Raw genomic sequence first — 19,079 nt, 5'->3', positions numbered from 1 at the left:
GATTCCTGCGATTAGAAACGTAGCTGTTGGGAATTCGATCGGATGAACAAATCGCCTCAAAACACCGAGCAGAACGCCGATAACGACTCCCACCTTCGTTGGAGAATTTGGTAAATCGGAGTGATCTGAGCCCATATCGATTCAAATTAACACGAATTACAAGAAACCACTCCACTTCCACCTACTCACGGTCTGCCGGTTTCTGTGTGACCGATACAGAGGGTGTATACAGCAGGGGATGAAGTGATTTCTCACCCATATGCGAACGCATCCGATGGGAAATATCTCCATGAGATGGGTTACTCGTTGGGGAGTGGGCGTGGCAGCGAGCGACGCTTCCGGGGTGGGAGGAGGAACGTCGCGCGGTTGGTGACCTCCATGTACGGGAGGATTCCGTGGCCGCCCTCGTCGATGTAATCGTCGAGGTGTGAGGTGTTCATCGCCTGTCGCGTCTTTACGAAGTCTTGGATCTCCTCCATCACCGCGGAAAAGTTGAACCCGACCTTCCCCTCTTCGGGCTTAACGAACGAGTTGTTGACGCCTTCCGAACGGCGAAGGATCAGGGGTTCGAAGTCCTCGTTCCTGGCCAGGGCCGTCTTCGCGGCGTGACCGACTCGGCCTCGTTCTTCCGCCGTCTTCTTGAGATCGTCGACGATGTCCTCGGTAATGCCGCTATCGTCTTCGAGGTTTTCCCCGATATCGCCGATATCAGCACGGGAGTGTTCGTGGCTGAACATGAGTTCGTCTCGGCTTTCTCTTTTGTTCTCGTACCACTTTCCCAGGTCGAGCTGGAGCTTCGACACTTGGAAGGTCGTACCCTCCTTGAACGGACCCGTCGTGATCGTCGCCGCATCCTCAGTCGCCACGTTGTCCTTGAAGCCCGACTTGTACCCCATCGAGAGAGGGGCATCTCCACGCAGATTTTCGGTGACGCTCTCGTTAGTGATCTCTTCGGGGGTCTCGTCCGTGAGAGGGGCATCGGGCTCGTCTACAAGGTTCTCCCGAGGGAGTCCCTTTCCAACGAAAGCCGTCCGCCGCTCCGCTTTTTCGAAGATGCCTTCCAGTGTTCCCCGCACCTTGACGCCGTTGAGGTGTTCGAGGCCGCCGAATAACGCCTCCTCCGAGCCCAGCAACACCGGAACGGTGTCCGAGGAGAGCAGGATTACGGCATCATAGTTGTCCGCCTTGTCGGGATCATCGTCCGTCCTTCGAAGGACGTCTTCGGGCCGGAGAAAGTCGACAGAGTTCGGGAGGTCGGGATCGAATCGGTCGAAGTACGATCGGGAGTATCCCACCATGAACACGAGCCCCTGGTTGTCAGCATCCGAGTCGCCAGCGGCGAGCCGCTGAAATGCCAGTTCGAGTGTCCGGAACGCCGACTCGACCTCGTTCCGTTCACGTCCGGTCGGTGTCCCCTTGTCGACGTAGTTCAGGAACAGGATGAGCTGGTGGTTCGGGAGCACGACGTTCCCAAATGGATCCTTCTTGATGTCCTGGTTCCAAGCGTGCTGACGTTCGGGAAACGCCTTAGGGTTGGTTGGTCCCTGGGGAACATCGAGGTCGATCCGATTGGATCCAGCCCCATCCTCCGTGGCCGGGCTACGGACAGCCGCTAGTGCGCTGGTCCCCCCGATCGCCAGGGCAGTTCGCATGAACGATCGACGATCGACCGCCCGATCCACCAGCCCCGGTTGGTCGGTACCGCTGTCGTCTCGTTCTCGTTCTTCCGAGGGGCCGTTCCCTCCGGCAGGGTCGTGGAACGGACATGCGGGGGTGCTACGCTCGCCAGTCTGGTCCGAGGCGATTTCTTGGTTTCTGTCCGACCGATCGACATCCTGATTTGAATTCGATGTCATTCTTTACTCTCCGTTGAACGGCGTCATCTCACTTGTCTAACAGTGGCCCCTCGCCACTCCACATGTGAACGCCGATCATCCATTCAGAACAATGGTTGTTATGTAATCATAAATTAAGGGCTATTGAGTGTTACGACGGCTGGGCATCCAGTGATACCGGTGGGAGATACGCGCTCTGTATTCAGCAGGGCTGCTGATACCTATCACCGCTGAAGGGTTTCAACACGGCCGTTCGATCGGAACACCCACTTCTGCTCACGGGTCACCCGGTCGTTCGAGGAGTACGGCAAGCGAAATCGAGTGAAGGGGAGCGATGAGAGCAGTGCTGAGAAAACCTCCGGCAAGCGGGACCATCGCGAGTACCCAGTAGCCGAGCCCGAAGACGATGACGAGCGAGAGCAGCGGCCAAAACGCCCCCTTCGAGGCTCGGACGCTGTGTGTGAGTGCGGCTGTGACGCGGTCTCCCCTGGCGATGAAGCCGGGAAGGAAGAAGAACCGTACGGAGACGAGCGACACGACGACGACTCCCAACAGCGCAAGCGGGAGGCTGTCGAGCGTGACTGATCTCGGGCTGATGAGAACGGGAAGCGAACCGATCAATCCGAAGACGCCGAGATACCGACTGAGTGCTCCGAGACGTCGCTCGTCGTCCAACGCACGGGTGATCGTGATCCAGCCGGCGAGACCGACGCCAACGAAGACCGCACATTCGAGTGTGAGCGCGCCAAGAAGGTACGGCGTTCGGAGGTCGACGAACGCACCGAGTTCTCTGATGGTCCGAGCCGGACCGCTGGGAAAGAACGAATACTGTACACTGAGCGATTCTTCGGTCCACGCTGGCGTCGTCGCAGGGATGGGGTCCCACGCGCGAATCGCATCCGCTAGTGCGACAACCAGCCCCGCGATTACGAACGGGAGACCGAGGCGGGGATCGAGCCGAAGACGCGTCGTCGCTCGTTTCAGAACCCGGACAAAGCTCATCGACCGGTTGGCTGAGCGTGATTCGAGACTCGACGACGACTCGTCTGGCCACTCGGACGTCATGTTCCCTCCAGCGCGAGAACTCGCTCTCGGTTGGCTGCATAGAGAACACCGTCACCCACGATCGGCGTCGAGAGCGGGACCTGTGACGGGCGATACTCGAACAGCGTCTCGCCGGACTCGGCGTCGATAGCAACCAACGAATACCCGGACTCGACTGCGTACACGGTTCCATCGGCGACGACAGGAGCCGTCGGGCCATCGAACGGGATTGTCCAACGCTGCTGACCCGTCCCGAGGTCGATTGCGTGTAACGACTCCCGTTCGTCGGCGACGAAGACGGTCCCGTCTGCCACGGCTGGTGTGCTTTCGGTCGCGTTCCCATCCGTCGAATATCGCCACCTCTCGGAGCCGTCCGCTGGGTCAAGGAGGTAGACGAACTCCCGAGACGGGACGACTACCCCCTCGTCAGTTGCGACCGGTGGATGGAGCAACTGGTCGTCGAGTTCGACCAACCACTGTCGTTCACCACTCCCGGCGCGGTAGGCGGCCGCCTGCTTGGGCCAGTTCGTCACGAAGACGAGACCATCCTTCACAGCGGGTCGGTTGATTGCTGCACTCACTGCGTCGTCTTCGTGGTGGGTTCGTCGCCACAAAACCTGTCCGTCGTTCGGGTCGAGTGCGGCGACGGAGTTCGTTCCGGGGAGTGCCGTGAAGATCACTCCATCGGCGGTGACGGGGGGTTCTGCGTCTGCCGGGCCAAAGAACCCACCACCAGCTGACTGCGGCCCAGCCCATCGTTCGGCTCCGATGACATGGTTCACGAGTGGAACAGTGAATCCACCACCGGCGTTCAGTCCGAAGACCCCGGACGGTGCGGTTACCACGAGCGTGTCTGTGTTGTAAGCCGGTGCCGGAGCGAGCGCTGGCGAGGATCGACCGGGCCCGGTATGTCCGAACCGACGGCTTCCGGACTCGCTATCGAGTGCGAGGAGTCCGTTGCCGACTGCGTACAGGAGTTCGCCGTGCCGAACGAGTGGCGTCGTTCCGAGAAACCAGTCCGGTGCGTCGTGTGCCCACCGAATCGTGACGCCGTCGGTCGGACCGGACGCAGTCGGGTGATGGCCGGTTCCAGCCGGATCGTACCGCGCCATTGGCCAATCGAGGCTGGAGTGTGAATTCGGAGCGACAGCACCTGTAACACCCGTTCCACAGGCTACAGTCGCGAGCGCGACGAGTGATTTGAGACACCGCCGTCTGGAGGAGGGCATTTGAACGCGTATTTATCGTACCGAGTGTTGGATGTAACGATAGGCGATCACCGTTCCGGGATACGGGTTACGATGTGAGATCGCGTTCGCCGAACGACGTCGAACTATTCTTCTCGCCAGTGAGCGGTACGTCAATATCCGACGTAGGTCTCGGATCAGGAGAGCGACCGAGGCCGTGTCCGTTCTCGTCGCCAACAACGATCGAATCGGAGCGTCACCGTCTCGGAAGACACTCGTTGAGCGCCGCAACAACCGAATCTCTGTCTTCGATGTCCGCTGTGTCGCATCGATGCGCTGGACGCCACCACGCGGCCGACCGGATCACGAGCGCATCGTCGGTGAGTTCGTACCCCGTGAACGCCGACCATGGCCGGAACCCCCGTTGGAGCGGACGTTCGACGACGAGTCCCGCAGTCGTCACTCGGAACGTCCGTGGGTTCGCAGGAACGACGAGCGGGACCCAGAAGTAGAACAGGTAATAGAAGCCCCAGCCGGTGTCCAGTCCGAGGAGGGAGCGGGCGACGAACTGGACGACACCCACGGCGAGCAGCCCGAAAGCGACGACGAGGGCGACGTGTCGCCACCGTCGCGGGTATCGCGCCTCCCACTCGGCGGACGGTGTCGCCCTCTCAAGGGCCGCATCCGCATGCCTCGTTCGACTCATCGAGACCAGCACGATCCCGAACAACGCTCCCCCACCAGTGCCGAGGATCGCTAGTGGAACCGCGATAGCCGGCAGGGAAAGACCGAGGCTGGTCGCACCGAACAGCCCACCGGCCCAGCCGAACGGTAAAACGCCGAGAAGCCATGCGGCGTCACGTCGGCCGAGCTCAACCGCGAGACCACGAATCCGAGAGACGGCCCAGCCCACACTGACGATGAGACACGCGACGACGACCAGCGAGCAGACGTAGAGCACGGCAGCCTCCGTGACAACACGAGCGAGGACGAGGGCCACCAACGGTACCAGAAGGACGCCACCGTAGAGACCGGCAACGATCGAGTAGGAGATATCCGGGCGGTCGCCACTCGTTCGACTACCCGACGGCTGGGCCTGCGTCGCCATACCAGTAACTAGCGTTCACGTTTGAAAAGAGTAGCCTCGAAGCCATCGATCGCCGGCTACTGGAACGTCAATGAGTGTCGGTGATTTTCTCGCTGGCCCTTCCGGCGACGTGTGCACTGATTTGAATCCATTGCGGATGTACCCGGACACGTGGATGCGAAGGAGAATCGGCCTCAGTGTACCGGTCGTACCCAATACTGCTATTCCCCTCCGGAATGTACACGATGACCGTGGTGAACTCGTATATCGAACTCGGTGTCCTCGCCCTGGCCCTCTTAGTGGTCGGATTATCGCTCTGGGTGTTCTTGTTCACTCCCGACAAGTTCTCACTCGCGATGTTCGTCGATCCTGGCTTCTGGATCGCAGTGGGAGCCGGAGTGCTCTCGATATTGTTCGGGTTCTGGGTGGGAAATCGGTCAGCGTATACCTGACAGCACCGATGGCCGCAGAGCCGACAGCAGTGGTCTCGGAAGGAGCCGGACACGCGCCTGGTCGGCACGCGATGGGGCGAGCGCGGTGGCTGCGCATCGATTAGTTGTTCTGGTGAACGAACAGAACGGCCAAGTGGGTCTGGTTACGACATGCCGGTGTGACACGGACCCAACCACGCGTTATCACCGGACTCATGTTGGGCGCCTTCCTCGCCCTCGGCGTCGACACGCTGGTGATCGTCGCCGCGCTGTGGTACGTCGGTCGGATGTCGGGGAGGATAGCCGGTGCTGTCACGGTTGCGATCCTTCTCGTGTTCTCCCTGTGGGTAGCTGTTCGCTGGATTCGCCTTCGCCTGCTGGCCCCGTCCACAGAAGACGGTGACCAGAAAACAGACGATACCGAGCACCAAGAGCCGCTCGACAGGTTGAAACAGCGGTACGCGAACGGGGAACTCTCCGACGGAGAGTTCGAGGAGCGACTCGACAGGTTGTTAGATGCGGACCGGCGAGCGGAATCGACGAACGTCCCAGCATCTCGTCGACTTGAGCAGTTTCGCGAGTCGGAGTGAGCTGAAGCGGGAGGGTTCTCTCCGGAGTACGTACTGTTCCTGACTCGTGGTCAACGTCGGGCTATCGGTCGGACCAGAGACGAATCAACACGCACCGCCTCCAGCAGCACCTGCTCCCGCGGCTACACCGGCATCCACACAACTCGCAGCACTCGCGCTCGCGGCTGCAGCCGCAGAGGTCCCGGCGAAGACCATCGCCGCGTTACTCGTCCGGCTGTAGTCCTCGCACTCTCCCCAAGCGACCGGGGCGATCTCGTCGTCGACGTCGTCGGCGGTCTCGACCGCCTCGCGGAGCTCCAGTACGCCGAAGTCGGCGTCGGCCACGTATCGCTCTACCAACTCGTCAGTGAGCAAGACACGGCGGCACTCCTTAGCCTCGAAGAGTTCGTCACCGTCACCAGAAATCAGAGAGTTCTGGCTGGCTCGAAAATCGTGTTGCGATGTTCGATCGTCGAAGGTGAACTGGATGTCGTAGTGGCGAACGAATACATCTTCGAAGGGAGTTTTGAGTGTATCGGCCGCTTCAGCGACGAGGTCCCAAACGAGGTCCATGTCAGGATCTTCGACGTCTTCACCGAGAGAGAACCGAGCACTCGGCACGACGACAGGCTCCCCATCCGGTCCTTGGTTGACGACTGCAACGCCCGTCACCCCACAGTCTTCGATATCGAAGCGAGCCTGTTCAACTGCGTCGTGTAGGGCTTCGTCTGCGTCGCGCTGTCTCGACTCCAGGTCGACCTGTTCGTCGGCCGTCTCGTCACCGAGGAGTCGCTCGAGTAGGGAGAGCATCTCGGGGAGAGATTCACGATGGAGGGTGTTTTGGATTGGGGTGACCAAACATCGGTCACTCCCTGTATGTCACGCGACGATATGGCCCGGTCACTTCGCACACTGCTTCTCGGACCCGGGTACACGCGCTTCAGACGAAACCTCATGCTCCTGTCTGCAGTCGTACTGGCCGTTGCGACGTGTATCGCGTACGCAGTCGACCTGTTCACGGTCTCAGGAGGAATCCTCATCATTCCAGGAGACGCGACGGTGGTGGGCCTCGTCGTCGCGGCGGGTGTCGGTTACCGGAGTAGTGGCTTGATTTTCGCGTGGATTCCGTTCTTCCCCACGTATCTCGGTTTCCACGCTGACTGGGCGTTCTTTGGACTCTCGCGAAGAAGCCTCTCCGAAGAACTGGCGTTCTTTTTCGACCCGGTCGGTCTCGCCGTGTTCGCCAGTGCAGCCGTATTCCTCGGAACACTCGCGTGCGGTGCTGGGTCACTCGCTCGTCGATCTCTCGATCTACTTCGTCACTCTGAGCTACTCGGTGACTCCTGAGTGATTTTCACATTAGATGAGAGGATCACACGTGTACAAGTGAATCACTCGTGAGGGGGCATATCTCAGTACAGTGTCAAATTACGATTGTATCTATGTAAGGACCCATCGCGGAGTGAGCCCCTGCATCACGCTCATCTTTGATGAAAATCGCGCTCCGCTGTAGCACCCGAAGTGTCCCGTCTAGTAGCGAATCAACACCGTTTTACGTTACGTCCGAGCGCCTATCGACATGGCAGTCCTCCAAGCCCTCCAGACAGCTATCGGTGCGGCAAGACGCAACCCATTGTTGTTCGTCATCGCTGCGGCGTTCAGCCTGTTTCAACTTCCTGGATTGCTCGCACAGTCGGTTCACCCCCTCCTCGGGAGCGTCGTCTCACTGGGATTCAGTGGACTCATGATCTTCGTCGTGCCGTTCTTCTTCGGTGGAATCATCGGGATGGCGAACGAGGCCATCGACGGTCGAACCTCCGTCGAGACGTTCGTTCGCGAAGGAAAGACGCACTACGTGTCGATTCTGGTGGTCTATCTCGGCCTGTTCGCGATAAACCTCGTCCTAGGGTTCGTCATCACGTTCGCCGCAATCTCCGGTGGGATCCTTTTCCTCGGAGATGCCGGCCAGTCGAGCCTCATCCCACTCGCAATCGTCGCCATCATCGGCGGGATCGCGCTCCTCGGATACCTCCTCATCGCCTTCGTCATCCAGTTCTTCGGCCACGCGGTCGTCGTAGACGATCTCAAGGCGGTCGACAGTATCAAACGGAGCGCGTGGTGTGTCCGACACAACCTGGTGGCCGTCTTCGGCTATACCGTGCTGGCGGTCCTCGGCGGTGCCTTGTTCGGCTTGTTCGGTGGGGTGTTCTCCCTTCTCACGTCACCGCAGTTCTCGCAGCGGCCGAGCGTGGGTGGAGGGGCTGTTGGACCAGCTGCGAGTCCTCTCCCGTTCAACCTCCCGTCCGTGGGCCTCGCTGGTACCGCCGTGCTGGTAGTCCTCCTCGTGATTCTCACCGGCCTCTTCGCCGGCCTGTTCGCCACCTTCTCGACCGCGTTCTACCGGCGGATCCGACCAGTCGATGATCACACGACTCAAGAGGGAACCGGAGTGACCGAGTGGGCCACTTAGTAGCGAGAGGTGCCACGAGCAAGCGTTGACCGTGTTGTCTGTCCAACTCCCCTGCGATAAGAGCACTCCCGCTCATCCGAGGAGTTTTTTCATCACCCCGTAAGCGATACGATGTATGCGATTTCGCCCTCCATCTGCAGACTCGTTCAGTATCTCTGTTTCTCCTCCCTGGTGGATGCATGTTCGTTCTCATGTCGGTGTTGGGACTCGGTCCGAACAGCGCGGGGGGGAGCAGTGTTCATTATGGGACTCACCTAGGCCCTCATCGAACAGAGTCCAGAACGAGTCGATCGTGCAGTTGATGCGCGGCTGTATCTCCCACTCGGTGGGGTCGCACTCTTTCCCCTCCTGGGGGACATGACTGGTGATACACTCGGGACATCGCTCCTCCCTGAGTCGCTCATGCTTCCAGCGGTCGGCTTCGGTATCTTCGGACTCATCGTCATCGAAACCGGACGAAAGCGACGAGCACGGTATCTCGGAGCGCAAGAGACGGTTCATCTCCGGGTCGAGATGACAGAATCATCTCGTCGACTGTTCGTTCTCTCGGCTGTCTCTGCGTTCGCCGGTGCAGGAGTTGTTCGGTTCCTCGTTGGTGAAGCAGTCGGCATCCCGCTGCTCACCGGTATCGTCGGAGGCACCCTCATCGGGCTGTTTATCGTGGACACACGGTACATCGACCTGTTTGTACTCGATCGTGGACTCATCGTCGTTCCCAACCGACGGTTCGGCGTGATCGTCCTCCCGTAGCGTCGCATCCAGGGCTGTCATACGGCGAGTGTTTCAGTGGAGACTCCTCACTCGAGATCGCTGAGCGTGAGCTTCAGGACTCGGTTGTCCGGCCTAGACCGCCGGCTCGATCTTGGAAACCGTTCGGAGCGCCCTGAATACGAACCGCATCGCCCTCTGCCTGGATGCAGTCTGATTGAAGGTAGTAATTAGATAGATGTCGTTGCCGGGGTTGTACAACATAACGGCGTTCGTCGCGCCGAGCCCACCCCACGAGTCGTACTTCGAACGCAGATATATCGGCCGGATTCGTGCGACGCCGTACCCATAATCGAGCCCAATCGTCAGGCTCCGCCACTGGGTCATCTCGTCAAGCGTTGTCTCCGTCACGATCCGGCCGTCTACCAGCGCACGGTGAAACGTGAGCAGGTCCTCGGTCGTGTTCACCGTCTGGCCGCCCGCATAGAATCCGCTGAACGACCGATATCGTTCGACGTCGAACTTCTGATCCCCGATGTAAATCGGTTGTACTGCGAGGTTGGATCGGACCGCCGGTTCAGAATACTGGGAGAGATACGACCGATCCATGCCCAGGGGCTCGAAGAGGTACTCGTGCAATGCTCGGTGAAATGGCTGTTCTGTAACGTGTTCGATTATCAAGCCGAGGAGGTTGTAGCCGACATCCGAATAGAAGATCCCGTTCCCCGGAGGGAAGTGGGGATGGAGGTTTTCTTTCACCCACCCGACCGTTTCCTCGGGGTTCCAGAACCGATCGGGGTCGTCGACTACAATGTCAAAGAACGTCTTTCCCTCCGGTGATTTCTCTTTTCGTCGCGAGAACAGTCCGAACTCGTCACTGAGCAAATGTGGCAACCCGGACGTATGGGTCAACAAGTGGTGGATCTGGATGTCGTCTGTGTGGTCCGTGCCGCGACAGACGTGGAGACCGTTCAGCACCTCGCCGGACAGGTACGGTGAGATCGGATCGTCGAATCGAAACTCGCCGTCCTCGACCAGCATTGCGATGATCGTCGCAGTGAACGTTTTCCCGATACTCGCGGCAAAGAACGGCTGCGCCGGCTCGACGGAATCCCGACCCGCTCGTCCGGCGGCCAGGTTCCAGTGGACGTCTCGGCTTTCGGAGTGGATCAACAGGGAAGCCCCGTGGAAGTCAGCAGTGTCGGCGACAGTTCGCTGAAACCTCGTTTGGACCTTCGATTTTGCCGCTCCTGGCTCCATACGAACGTGTGAACCCGTTTCCCGATATCACTTTCCCGATGGTTGTCTCGGATACATCCTCCCACTGTCGCTGACGCGGTGCCGAATCTACGCTCTGTATCTTGCACGTCAGCACCATCGTTCAACGGGGATTTTATTGGGGTCTCCTCATCCAAGATCTGTCTCGCAGGTCCTCGTTCTCGTGGGTGCCGAGGGATCGAGAGATGTGCGTCCGAACCACTGTCGCGTCACGTATCCCCCCACCAGCAGAACACACCCCTGGTCACGCAGGAGATGCCAGTGCTGTCCGGACGAACTCCTGAAACTCCTCGGTCCGCATCGCCCGGAGCGTGACGCCGAAGTGTCCACAGTCCCACTCTAGACGATTCTCTTCGGGGACGCCCCACCGGTCGAGTGTCGCCCGCATCGTCTGATACTGCGTCATCTCGTCGACGAGCCCGCCGACCGGGAAGATCCGGTCGGGGTCAAGGCCGGGCGTCTCGGGAGCAGCGAGCAGCGAATCGAGTTCCCTCATCAGCTCGGGCGTCCACCCCGCATCCCGGAGTGCCCCGGTCACGCCCAGGATCTCGGTCAGTGAGCTCTCGAACAGCAGCTCACCGATGTCCGCGGAGGCGGCGACGGGGATGGCCACGTCGGGCCGCATTCGCTCGGGCCACGTCCCCGCGTGGGCCGCGACGAACATCGTGACGATCCCGCCGAGACTGAGCCCGCCGACACCGACCACAGGTGCGCCCCGTGATCGGGCCCAGTCGACGAGCACGGCCGTCTCGACTGCCTGCGTCGCGTACAGTTCGATGGCACTCACGGGCATCCGGGCGAGGTACGGTTCGCCCGTGTAGGACCCGGCGACCTCGCGCCGCCCGTGCCACAGCGGGACTGGCAGGACAACGCGGTACCCCTCCGGCGCGAGTTCCCGGCCGACGTACTCCTCTTCGGTCCAGTACTCGATGGAGTCACAGGCCATCGCCAGTCCCGTTCCGTAAATGAGCGTCGGGAGTGGTTCCTCGGCCGGCGCGTCGAACGGCTCGTACACCCGTGCGTACGCCGTGTCGTCGACGTACGCCGACGGCGAGGGGAACCGGGCGAGATACTCGCGGGTCTCGGGACCTCGCATGATCTCCGACTGTTCCACCTCGGGCACCGTGTCCGGGGGACCGTACACGTCGGCCGCACTCAGCGCCCCCCACTCCTCTATCGTCGTCTCCGGGTCGGGAGCGTCGAAGGCCACGATGTCGACCAGGTCCGTCTTCGAGAGGAACTTGAACGTCCGCTGTGGCGAGAGCCAGGCCGCCCCTGCCTCGCGCCGCTCCTTCTCGAGTCGCGTCCGTTCGTCGAGCGAGCGCTCCTCGTCGCCCCAGAAGACCTCGTCCCACTCGGTGGCCAGGGACTCGTACCGGGATTTCGCCGACCGGTGCTCCTTTAGTGCCCGGGCGATCTTCGTCCGGAGCGACTGGTCGATCGACGAAGCCACGTCGAGTTCGTCGAGGAACGCGTCTACGTCCGTGCCCGCAACGTCGGCGGCGGCCCGGGCCCGCAACACGCCGAACTCCCGGTCGACAGTCGCGACCTTCACGCGCTCGAAGAGTCGCGACTGGAACAGGAGGCCGAGGGGCGACGCGATGAGCCGGTGTGTTAGCGGAGTGGAGAGTTGTTCGGTCATGGACTGGATTTCGGTCACCGATCGTATGAACACTGGTTCTGATTCTCTCTACTCGGGAGTGGGCGACCACGCCGGTAGGGTCGCTCGGTCAGGCCCGGTCGTCTCCGAAGACGTCACCGCGATGCGTCCCTGAACTCCGCGAGTCATCGAACGTGGCGAAGTCGAGTCCGCCATCGGGCAGCGGTTTCGAGGCGAGCCTCTCAGTCCCGTACCGCCAGACGAGCACCGTCACGACGGCCCAGACGACGACCAGCAAGCCGACCTGCGAGACGACGCCGTCACCGACGATCCCGGTGGCAGTCGTGACGGACACGGCGTTCGAGAGCGTGTGGAATACGACCGGAACTAGCACTCGGCCGCCGGCCGCGTTGTAGAGCCAGGTCGCGATGACGCTGATACCGACGACGGCTGGCGCGTACAGCCAGAACGGCGTTCCCGCCTGTGAACTCCCGGGCATCAGGAACAGCGGGACGTGCCAGAGTGCCCAGATCACCCCGACGACGAGGCTCGCCTGGAACGCACCGATTCGTCGCTGGAGGACGGGGAGCGCCATCCCGCGCCAACCGGGTTCCTCAAGCCCCCCTCTGATGAACGTCGCGAAGACGACGGCCGGAACCGCGGCGGCCGGCAGTAAACTCGTGCGATCGAACCCTCCACCGGCGAGCAGGAACACGCCGAATGCGAGTACGTAGAGGACGACGGGAATCAGCACGGCGGCCGCCCAGACACCCCGCGGCGCGCTAACGTCGACGAGGTTCCGGAGCCACGATCGGAGGTCACCGCCGGCCGCGGCGACGAGCACCGCGGCGAGGAAGGGCCCGAACCCACCGACCAGGACGAGGATGGTCACGACTGGTGGCCGTCCGGTACGCAGCATCCACGCGACCGTCAGCCACGGGACCCACGTCAGAATGAACGTGAGAGCGACGAACGTCGAGAAACGATGCCGACGGACGAAGAGGCGAAGCGAGGACACGGTGTGTTCACGCGCGAACGTTCATCTGTCGACAGATTAAATCGATGACATCGATCCTATCTCGTAGGAAGCACGCCGTCTCGACGTGTACATCTCCGTCGATCGTAGGCTAACGGGCTCGAAGAGCCCACGTTTTGTGAAATCCGCGGGGGGACAGAATCGACGGCAGATATTAATCCGAAGCGCCTGCAGTCCCCGACATATGGTCCCCTCCGTTCGCTCGTGGATCGACCGCCATCGGATCGCGAGCTTCCTGGCGGTCGCCTACGGGTTTACCTGGACGATACAGGGATTACTTGCCGCCTCGGGGATGGGCGCATCGTGGACGTTGTCGATCCTGGTCGGGTTCGGTGCGTTTGGGCCGCCGGTCGGTGCCGCCGTGGTCGTCTGGGCGGCCGGTGGGAGTCTGCGCTCGTGGGTCGGCCAGTTCTTCCGGTGGCGGATCGGTGCGAAGTGGTGGGCTGCCGCGTTCTTCATCCCGCTCGTCGTCCTCGCTCTCGGGAGCGGTCTCTACGTGGCGCTGGGTGGCCCGGTCGACTTCGAGGCACTACCGTTTCCGGGGGTCTATCTCTTCGTGATGGCCTGGGGGACCGTCTGGGGTGGCGGCCAGGAGGAACTCGGCTGGCGCGGGTTCATGGTCCCGGTTTTACAGGAGCGCTACAGCGCCCTCGTGACGAGCCTGCTCGTCGGGGTGGCGTGGGCCGGCTGGCACCTGCCGCTGTTCCTGAACGCGAACACCACACACGGCAGTTGGCCGATCTCCCAGCAGCTCATCTGGGGTGGGACTATCCTCGCGGGGTCGGTTCTCTGGACCTGGATGTACAACAACACGGAGAGCGTCCTCGCAGCCGCCATCTTCCACGCTGGCATGAACAGTATCGGCGTGTTTCACCCCGCGGACAAGGCTGCGCTCGTCCCTGGCGGGATCCCCGACCCGTGGCTGAACTTCCTCGCAGAGATTACCTCCGCAGTCGTGCTGGTCGGTCTCGCCGTCGTGGTCGTCCGCGCGTTCGGGACCGAACGGCTCTCGAACCACGACGTGCCCGACACCGGTCTCCTCGGATTGGACAACAGTGATTCAGCGCCGGCTGGCACGCCGGAGGGCACGCAGGGGACCGGTCAGGAACAGCAGAGATGAGCGAAGATTCGTCAGCCGGCGGGGACGACCCGGGGAGTACACGCCGGCGGTTTCTGCGGGCCGCCGGTGCGGCGGGGTTAGGTGGCGCACTCGGAGTCGCTGGCTGGACCGGGCGGATCCTCTACCTGACTGGTCAGAACGAGCGGGTGAGCCTCGGGATCGACGACCCGGACCGGAGTCGGGTCTCGGGACCAAGCGCGGGGGACGTCCCGGCCGAGCGACTGCTGAGCGAACTCCACGAGCACAGCGCCGAACGGTCGGACGTCGGCCTCCAGGCGTGTGCGATTCTTGAAGACGGCACGAGGTGGCGAGGAACCGTTGGGAATGCGGACCACGACGACGACATCCCGCTCTCGTTCGCGCATCACCTGTACGTCGGGAGCGTGACGAAGCTCTACACGGCGACGCTCGTGCTGGATCGGGTCCAGCGGGGCGACCTGTCGCTGTCGGACCCGATAGATGAATGGGTCGACCTCGAATACGCGAGCGAGGTCACCGTGGAGACGCTGCTGAACCACACGAGTGGCGTCCCGAACTACACCAGCGACGCGTGGTTCGGGGCGAGGTACTTCGGGCTCCCGACGAAGACGTGGGAGCCGAGTGACCTGCTCAAGGTTATTCGTGACTCCTCGCTCCGGTTCGAACCGGGCGCTCGACACGAGTACTCGAACTCCAACTACGTGCTGCTCGGTATCCTTCTCGAGGATTTGGTGGGACAGTCCTATCGGACGCTCGTCCGCCGCGTCGTGCGCAAGGAGGCGGGCTTCGACCGGACGTACTACCTCGACTACCCAGAGGATACCCGGATCGCGAACGGATACGACGAGTCCATCTTCGACCTCGGCCGTCGAAACCTGACTGCCTTCCGCACATCACTCGAAACCGGCGCGTACGCTGCTGGCGGCATCCTCTCGACGGCGTCCGATGTCGCTGGATTCGTCCGGGCACTGTTCACTGGCGAGATCCTGGACGAGGCGACGCTCTCGCAGATGCGGACGTTCGTGGACGCGCCCGATGAGGACGTCACGACCCAGCGCGGCTACGGATTGGGCGTTCGAAACCTGGTGATCGACGGCCAGCGACTCGTGGGGCACACCGGGACGATCCCCGGTTACTCGGCGATCGCGATGCATCACGACGACCCCGAGTACACCATCGCGGTGCTGAGTAACCTCTCGACGATCGATCAGGCGGGCGTCTTCGGCCGGCTCCAGACCGCAGTCCTGGACGGGTTCTACTGACGGATCGCTCCCGTGGGCGTGATGCCTTCGAAGGCCTCAAGCTCATTATTAAGTATTTATGGACACTAATAGTTAGATCATGCACAAGACTGGGAGCCGAACAATCGGCAGGACGTCGGTGGAGGTTGGAAATCCGTGGGTGTTCTTCGCTGTGACGTACGCCATTACGTGGACTATCTTACTGTTGACAATAGTGTTGGGAATCAATTTTCAGACCGCTGAAGGAGTGGTGATGCAATTATTGGGCCTTCTCGGCCCCAGTGCGGCCGGTATCGGATTTATCTACCTCGTATATGGCGAGGAGGGCAGGGCGGATTTCTGGAATCGCATCAAGGGGGTTAGCCGTATCGGCGTGCGATGGTTCCTTGTTATCCTTCTGATCCCGATCGTGGTAACTGTCGTGGCAGCAATCGCGGATTCCCTCTTGGGAGGTCCAGGCATAACATGGGGCGAAGTGATCCAGGAGACGACCAGCAATCCCTTGGCAATACTACCAGCACTCTTCATTTCAACGCTCCCGCCGATCATGGAAGAGTTGGGATGGCGCGGCTACGCGTTAGATCGTCTGCAGATGGATTGGTCGGCACTCAATGCCAGTTTGATCCTTGGTGTAGTTTGGGCGGGATGGCATCTCCCATTGTTCTTCATCGAAGGTTCGTTCCACAGGGATGTGGTTGGATTCGCAACCACGGGCTTCTGGCTGTTCATGATCGGTGTCGTCGCGCTCTCGGTTGTCTTCACCTGGGTGTACAATCATACCTCGCGGAGCATTCTCGGTATCATCATCTTCCACGGATGGGTGAATTTCGTGGCAACGTCCGTCGAGGTTGCAGACGAATTTTTCTACCCCGTCTGGGTGCTTCTTGCCCTCCTCGTCGTGGGAATATGGGGTTCAAAGACACTGACAAAGCGTGATATCGTTCCAACGCCGCCTCAGATTGCGGATTAGCACCAGCGGAGGGGATGTACATTATGACCAAACGGAGATCAGTTACGCAGCAGCGAACGATTCGACCGAACCGCCTTCTGTATGCACTCGGTGTATGGATTGGACTGGCCGTCCTCGCAATTTTCAATGCAGTGATCCGAGAGGGATTGATTTCTCCGGCTGTCGGCGATTACCGGGGGCACGTCACTAGCAAGATTACGTTTCTCTCGGGTCTGTCTGTCGTGTAATACTTCCACTTCGGTCGGTATATCGATCATTCGGTCAGGGAGCTCGTTGCCATCGGAGTCATGTGGCCTGTAATGACTGTACTCTTCGAGTTCGGGTTCGATACCGTGGCCCGGTGGCAGCCAGTTGTCTACTTGATTGATACAGTATAGGAAAGGAGGGAGACCCCCGGGGATACGTTCCTCCAGTCGTTCAACAGCCTCGAAATCGTGTTTCCCAGCACGCGCCTGGCCGGGAGTCATGACATGGATCAAAATATCCGGGTGATACTCTTCGATATCCTGTGCGATTGCTTCGATTGTCCCTCCTGGTACCTCCTCGTTCGCGGGAACGCTCTCGAAGAGCCCCCCGAGAGTCGACGACATCCCACGTCGCGTACCGATCCGAGAACTCGATTTCGTACTTTTCAGAGTCTTCCGTCTCTGGTGTGATGGCCCCGACGCTCGCCACCTCTTTCTTTGCAAGCGCGTTGATGAGCGAAGACTTCCGTGTTGGTTGAAGGGTTGGAGTAGGTGTTCTGCGTATCGTTGTTCGGCTTTTGATTGAGTGTTTTGTACGTGGTTTTCGGTGATTGGTTTGTTACTGGTTTCTGCACTGGTTTTGAGCCAGGTCAGTGCTTTACTGATGTTTTGTGTGGTGGAGGCGATGTAGGTGAGTGCTTCTCGGTGCAGGCTTCGAGGCTTCAGTGAGTGCCTGGCTCGTTGTTCAAGGATGGTGTAGGCCTGTTCTGCAGTGTATGGTTCGACTCCGATCCGGTATGGCTGTAGGGAGCTATGGGTCCGTTCCTCCACCGTGTTTTTAATATGGGTGTGGTTGGCTGAGGCAATTACTAGTGAGAGTTGATCAGTTCTTTTTCCGTCACAATCCGTGTTTTTATTAGCCACGATCCGCAACCTGAGGCGTCGGCCGAACTCAGGGTTGAGGAGGGCTCCCGTTGGGGGAACCCGGTCTCACTGTCGGGGCCTACACCGGGTATCACAACCGCGGCGGGCAATTCTGTCGTCGTCGTCGCCCTGAAATCCGACCGACACGAGCGGAGGGGAGGCGGCACTACGGTTATCCCATCTCCCGTCAGAGGTCCCGCCATGTGTCCCCACTTGGAGAACTACGGTAGCGATGACGACCTCTACTTGGTCATCGAAGACGTGCGCCCGGGCATCTCTTTCGAGATGACGGGAGATGGTGATCAGTTCTGGGTGTCGCTCAAGGGGCCTGACGGGGAGCTGTTAGACGATGCGTCGATCAACCCGCGATCGAAACGTGACACGATCTACGACAAACACCGGTATTCCACGGCCGGATATCCCGAGCCGCGGGAGGACAGCGGTACTGGTCTCCATCTTGAGCCTGATGTGGACCTGTCCGCTGAACTCAGCTCGACTGTCTACCCCGGTCAGTACCTCACCCGTGTTGATTCACTGACCGCCGACCACCTCGCTCGTGGCACCCCTCCTGACGGATTCCCTTCCCTCGACGAGGCTCGGTCGTTTGTCGCGATGTACGTCCTCGAACTGCCGCCCGAACCAGTGGTGGACGACGAGCCTTCGGCTGAAGATGGTGAGAACGCCGAACGAATAGATCGAGGACTCGATTCTGATGTCGCCCGAGACGTCGCCGCTTCCCCTGATGGGTCACGAGAACTGGTGGAGGAGACCTCCGACAGCCGACAAACTGAACACCTGACGTTGTTCGACCTGGTGACCGAGGAGGTCTTCGATGTCTCGGTGGCCGATTTCACCGCACACTATGGGGTGACCATCTGGAATACGGGTGAGTTCTGGCACGAGTAACCGGAGTCAGACTGCATGGACCCCGTCTGAATTCTCGATTCGGGCCTGTAATTACCGCGCTCTCTGCCGGGTACACACATCCGAGGCTGGCCTGACCCTCCCTCTCGAAATCGGAGCAGCGACACTCGTCGATGTCCACTGGATTGATCCCCGGGTAATGACCCGGTTGTGCTCCCGAAAGTATCGAACTGGAGAGATTTCCGATGTTTCCGAACATCCCCGTTCGGACCGTCTTCCGGTATGATTAAGCGGTCGCCTTTGCGGGAGAGTTTATCAGCCCCGCAGGGGTGCGGGCCGTCACATCGAGACCCAGCCACCGTGCGTTCGGCTGGTCGTGGTGATACCGATGTCTCATCGGAGACTCAGACAACGCTCTCTTGGCGCAACTTGAGGAAGCATGCCAGCACTGCATTGCGGTCGCGATTCGGCGACCACTGCCCAAAACAGCCACAATAAACCCATATCTGAGAGATTAGTGGGAATAACAGTTAACTGTACCCATCTCTTTG

At 60.5% G+C, this 19,079-nt stretch carries 18 protein-coding genes; 9 read left to right on the top strand and 9 right to left on the bottom strand.

Going from position 1 to position 19,079, the window contains the following annotated elements:
* Nucleotides 1-299: 299 nt before the first annotated feature.
* From FZP69_RS10090 to FZP69_RS10075, 4 genes are all read right to left on the bottom strand, one after another.
* Nucleotides 300-1,856 (bottom strand): DUF7405 family protein, encoded by a 1,557-nt coding sequence (locus tag FZP69_RS10090; RefSeq protein ID WP_192918525.1) that lies wholly within the window; start codon nt 1,854-1,856, stop codon nt 300-302.
* A 255-nt stretch (nt 1,857-2,111) separates the two neighbouring features.
* Complete coding sequence (locus FZP69_RS10085; RefSeq protein WP_152041176.1) at nt 2,112-2,900, bottom strand: hypothetical protein; 789 nt, start codon at nt 2,898-2,900, stop codon at nt 2,112-2,114.
* Nucleotides 2,897-4,108 carry a PQQ-binding-like beta-propeller repeat protein gene (locus FZP69_RS10080; RefSeq protein WP_152041175.1) on the bottom strand — a complete coding sequence of 404 codons (1,212 nt, stop codon included), beginning with the start codon at nt 4,106-4,108 and terminating at the stop codon, nt 2,897-2,899. Before FZP69_RS10080 ends, FZP69_RS10085 begins: the two co-directional genes overlap by 4 nt.
* 214 nt (nt 4,109-4,322) lie before the next feature.
* Nucleotides 4,323-4,979, bottom strand: a complete 657-nt coding sequence (locus FZP69_RS10075; RefSeq protein ID WP_204959950.1) for a hypothetical protein — start codon at nt 4,977-4,979, stop codon at nt 4,323-4,325.
* Nucleotides 4,980-5,350: 371 nt separating this feature from the next.
* Between FZP69_RS10075 and FZP69_RS10070 the strand changes: the two genes are divergently transcribed.
* Together FZP69_RS10070 and FZP69_RS10065 are read left to right on the top strand one after the other, a co-directional pair.
* Entirely contained in the window at nt 5,351-5,605 is a 255-nt protein-coding gene (locus tag FZP69_RS10070) for a hypothetical protein (protein WP_152041174.1), read from the top strand.
* Nucleotides 5,606-5,763: 158 nt separating this feature from the next.
* Nucleotides 5,764-6,174, top strand: a complete 411-nt coding sequence (locus FZP69_RS10065; RefSeq protein ID WP_152041173.1) for an SHOCT domain-containing protein — start codon at nt 5,764-5,766, stop codon at nt 6,172-6,174.
* An 84-nt stretch (nt 6,175-6,258) separates the two neighbouring features.
* Here the strand turns inward: FZP69_RS10065 and FZP69_RS10060 are convergent, their stop codons facing one another.
* Nucleotides 6,259-6,963, bottom strand: a complete 705-nt coding sequence (locus FZP69_RS10060; protein ID WP_152041172.1) for a hypothetical protein — start codon at nt 6,961-6,963, stop codon at nt 6,259-6,261.
* Nucleotides 6,964-7,107: 144 nt separating this feature from the next.
* On the opposite strand from FZP69_RS10060, the gene FZP69_RS10055 reads away from it, so the two are divergent.
* The 3 genes from FZP69_RS10055 (at nt 7,108) to FZP69_RS10045 (ending at nt 9,373) form a co-directional block, all read left to right on the top strand.
* On the top strand, nt 7,108-7,500 hold the full coding sequence (locus FZP69_RS10055) for a hypothetical protein (RefSeq protein WP_152041171.1): 393 nt from the start codon (nt 7,108-7,110) through the stop codon (nt 7,498-7,500).
* Between the two features lie 232 nt (nt 7,501-7,732).
* Nucleotides 7,733-8,623 carry a DUF7847 domain-containing protein gene (locus FZP69_RS10050; protein ID WP_152041170.1) on the top strand — a complete coding sequence of 297 codons (891 nt, stop codon included), beginning with the start codon at nt 7,733-7,735 and terminating at the stop codon, nt 8,621-8,623.
* Nucleotides 8,624-8,980: 357 nt separating this feature from the next.
* A complete protein-coding gene (locus tag FZP69_RS10045) occupies nt 8,981-9,373 on the top strand; it encodes a hypothetical protein (RefSeq protein WP_152041169.1) in 393 nt (130 codons plus the stop codon).
* Nucleotides 9,374-9,466: 93 nt separating this feature from the next.
* Here the strand turns inward: FZP69_RS10045 and FZP69_RS10040 are convergent, their stop codons facing one another.
* The 3 genes from FZP69_RS10040 to FZP69_RS10030 all read right to left on the bottom strand — a co-directional run bounded on the left by FZP69_RS10040 (nt 9,467) and on the right by FZP69_RS10030 (nt 13,227).
* Nucleotides 9,467-10,591 (bottom strand): serine hydrolase domain-containing protein, encoded by a 1,125-nt coding sequence (locus tag FZP69_RS10040; RefSeq protein WP_152041168.1) that lies wholly within the window; start codon nt 10,589-10,591, stop codon nt 9,467-9,469.
* Nucleotides 10,592-10,853: 262 nt separating this feature from the next.
* Entirely contained in the window at nt 10,854-12,251 is a 1,398-nt protein-coding gene (locus FZP69_RS10035; protein ID WP_152041167.1) for an alpha/beta hydrolase, read from the bottom strand.
* 88 nt (nt 12,252-12,339) lie between these two features.
* Complete coding sequence (locus FZP69_RS10030; RefSeq protein WP_152041166.1) at nt 12,340-13,227, bottom strand: type II CAAX endopeptidase family protein; 888 nt, start codon at nt 13,225-13,227, stop codon at nt 12,340-12,342.
* Nucleotides 13,228-13,429: 202 nt separating this feature from the next.
* On the opposite strand from FZP69_RS10030, the gene FZP69_RS10025 reads away from it, so the two are divergent.
* The 3 genes from FZP69_RS10025 to FZP69_RS10015 all read left to right on the top strand — a co-directional run bounded on the left by FZP69_RS10025 (nt 13,430) and on the right by FZP69_RS10015 (nt 16,555).
* On the top strand, nt 13,430-14,365 hold the full coding sequence (locus tag FZP69_RS10025) for a CPBP family intramembrane glutamic endopeptidase (RefSeq protein WP_152041165.1): 936 nt from the start codon (nt 13,430-13,432) through the stop codon (nt 14,363-14,365).
* Nucleotides 14,362-15,606 (top strand): serine hydrolase domain-containing protein, encoded by a 1,245-nt coding sequence (locus FZP69_RS10020; protein ID WP_152041164.1) that lies wholly within the window; start codon nt 14,362-14,364, stop codon nt 15,604-15,606. Before FZP69_RS10025 ends, FZP69_RS10020 begins: the two co-directional genes overlap by 4 nt.
* 79 nt (nt 15,607-15,685) lie before the next feature.
* Nucleotides 15,686-16,555 (top strand): CPBP family intramembrane glutamic endopeptidase, encoded by an 870-nt coding sequence (locus FZP69_RS10015; RefSeq protein ID WP_152041163.1) that lies wholly within the window; start codon nt 15,686-15,688, stop codon nt 16,553-16,555.
* A gap of 417 nt (nt 16,556-16,972) precedes the next feature.
* On the opposite strand, the gene FZP69_RS23400 is transcribed toward FZP69_RS10015, so the two are convergent.
* Nucleotides 16,973-17,230, bottom strand: a complete 258-nt coding sequence (locus tag FZP69_RS23400; protein WP_192918524.1) for a hypothetical protein — start codon at nt 17,228-17,230, stop codon at nt 16,973-16,975.
* A gap of 635 nt (nt 17,231-17,865) precedes the next feature.
* On the opposite strand from FZP69_RS23400, the gene FZP69_RS10005 reads away from it, so the two are divergent.
* Nucleotides 17,866-18,570, top strand: coding sequence for a hypothetical protein (locus tag FZP69_RS10005; protein ID WP_152041162.1), 705 nt, complete (start codon nt 17,866-17,868; stop codon nt 18,568-18,570).
* Nucleotides 18,571-19,079 lie beyond the last annotated feature (509 nt).

Origin of the sequence: Salinigranum salinum, from assembly GCF_009176545.1 — an archaeon.
GTDB classification, from domain to species: Archaea; Halobacteriota; Halobacteria; order Halobacteriales; family Haloferacaceae; genus Salinigranum; species Salinigranum salinum.
Note: the sequence above shows the minus strand (reverse complement) of the source record. Positions and strands in the feature narration are given on the sequence as shown.

Coding starts and splice junctions, on each gene's coding strand:
- FZP69_RS10090 (WP_192918525.1), bottom strand. CDS start 1,856: ATGACATCGAATTCAAATCAGGATGTCGATCGGTCGGACAGAAACCAA.
- FZP69_RS10085 (WP_152041176.1), bottom strand. CDS start 2,900: ATGACGTCCGAGTGGCCAGACGAGTCGTCGTCGAGTCTCGAATCACGC.
- FZP69_RS10080 (WP_152041175.1), bottom strand. CDS start 4,108: ATGCCCTCCTCCAGACGGCGGTGTCTCAAATCACTCGTCGCGCTCGCG.
- FZP69_RS10060 (WP_152041172.1), bottom strand. CDS start 6,963: ATGCTCTCCCTACTCGAGCGACTCCTCGGTGACGAGACGGCCGACGAA.
- FZP69_RS10055 (WP_152041171.1), top strand. CDS start 7,108: ATGCTCCTGTCTGCAGTCGTACTGGCCGTTGCGACGTGTATCGCGTAC.
- FZP69_RS10050 (WP_152041170.1), top strand. CDS start 7,733: ATGGCAGTCCTCCAAGCCCTCCAGACAGCTATCGGTGCGGCAAGACGC.
- FZP69_RS10045 (WP_152041169.1), top strand. CDS start 8,981: ATGACTGGTGATACACTCGGGACATCGCTCCTCCCTGAGTCGCTCATG.
- FZP69_RS10040 (WP_152041168.1), bottom strand. CDS start 10,591: ATGGAGCCAGGAGCGGCAAAATCGAAGGTCCAAACGAGGTTTCAGCGA.
- FZP69_RS10035 (WP_152041167.1), bottom strand. CDS start 12,251: ATGACCGAACAACTCTCCACTCCGCTAACACACCGGCTCATCGCGTCG.
- FZP69_RS10025 (WP_152041165.1), top strand. CDS start 13,430: ATGGTCCCCTCCGTTCGCTCGTGGATCGACCGCCATCGGATCGCGAGC.
- FZP69_RS10020 (WP_152041164.1), top strand. CDS start 14,362: ATGAGCGAAGATTCGTCAGCCGGCGGGGACGACCCGGGGAGTACACGC.
- FZP69_RS10015 (WP_152041163.1), top strand. CDS start 15,686: ATGCACAAGACTGGGAGCCGAACAATCGGCAGGACGTCGGTGGAGGTT.
- FZP69_RS10005 (WP_152041162.1), top strand. CDS start 17,866: ATGTGTCCCCACTTGGAGAACTACGGTAGCGATGACGACCTCTACTTG.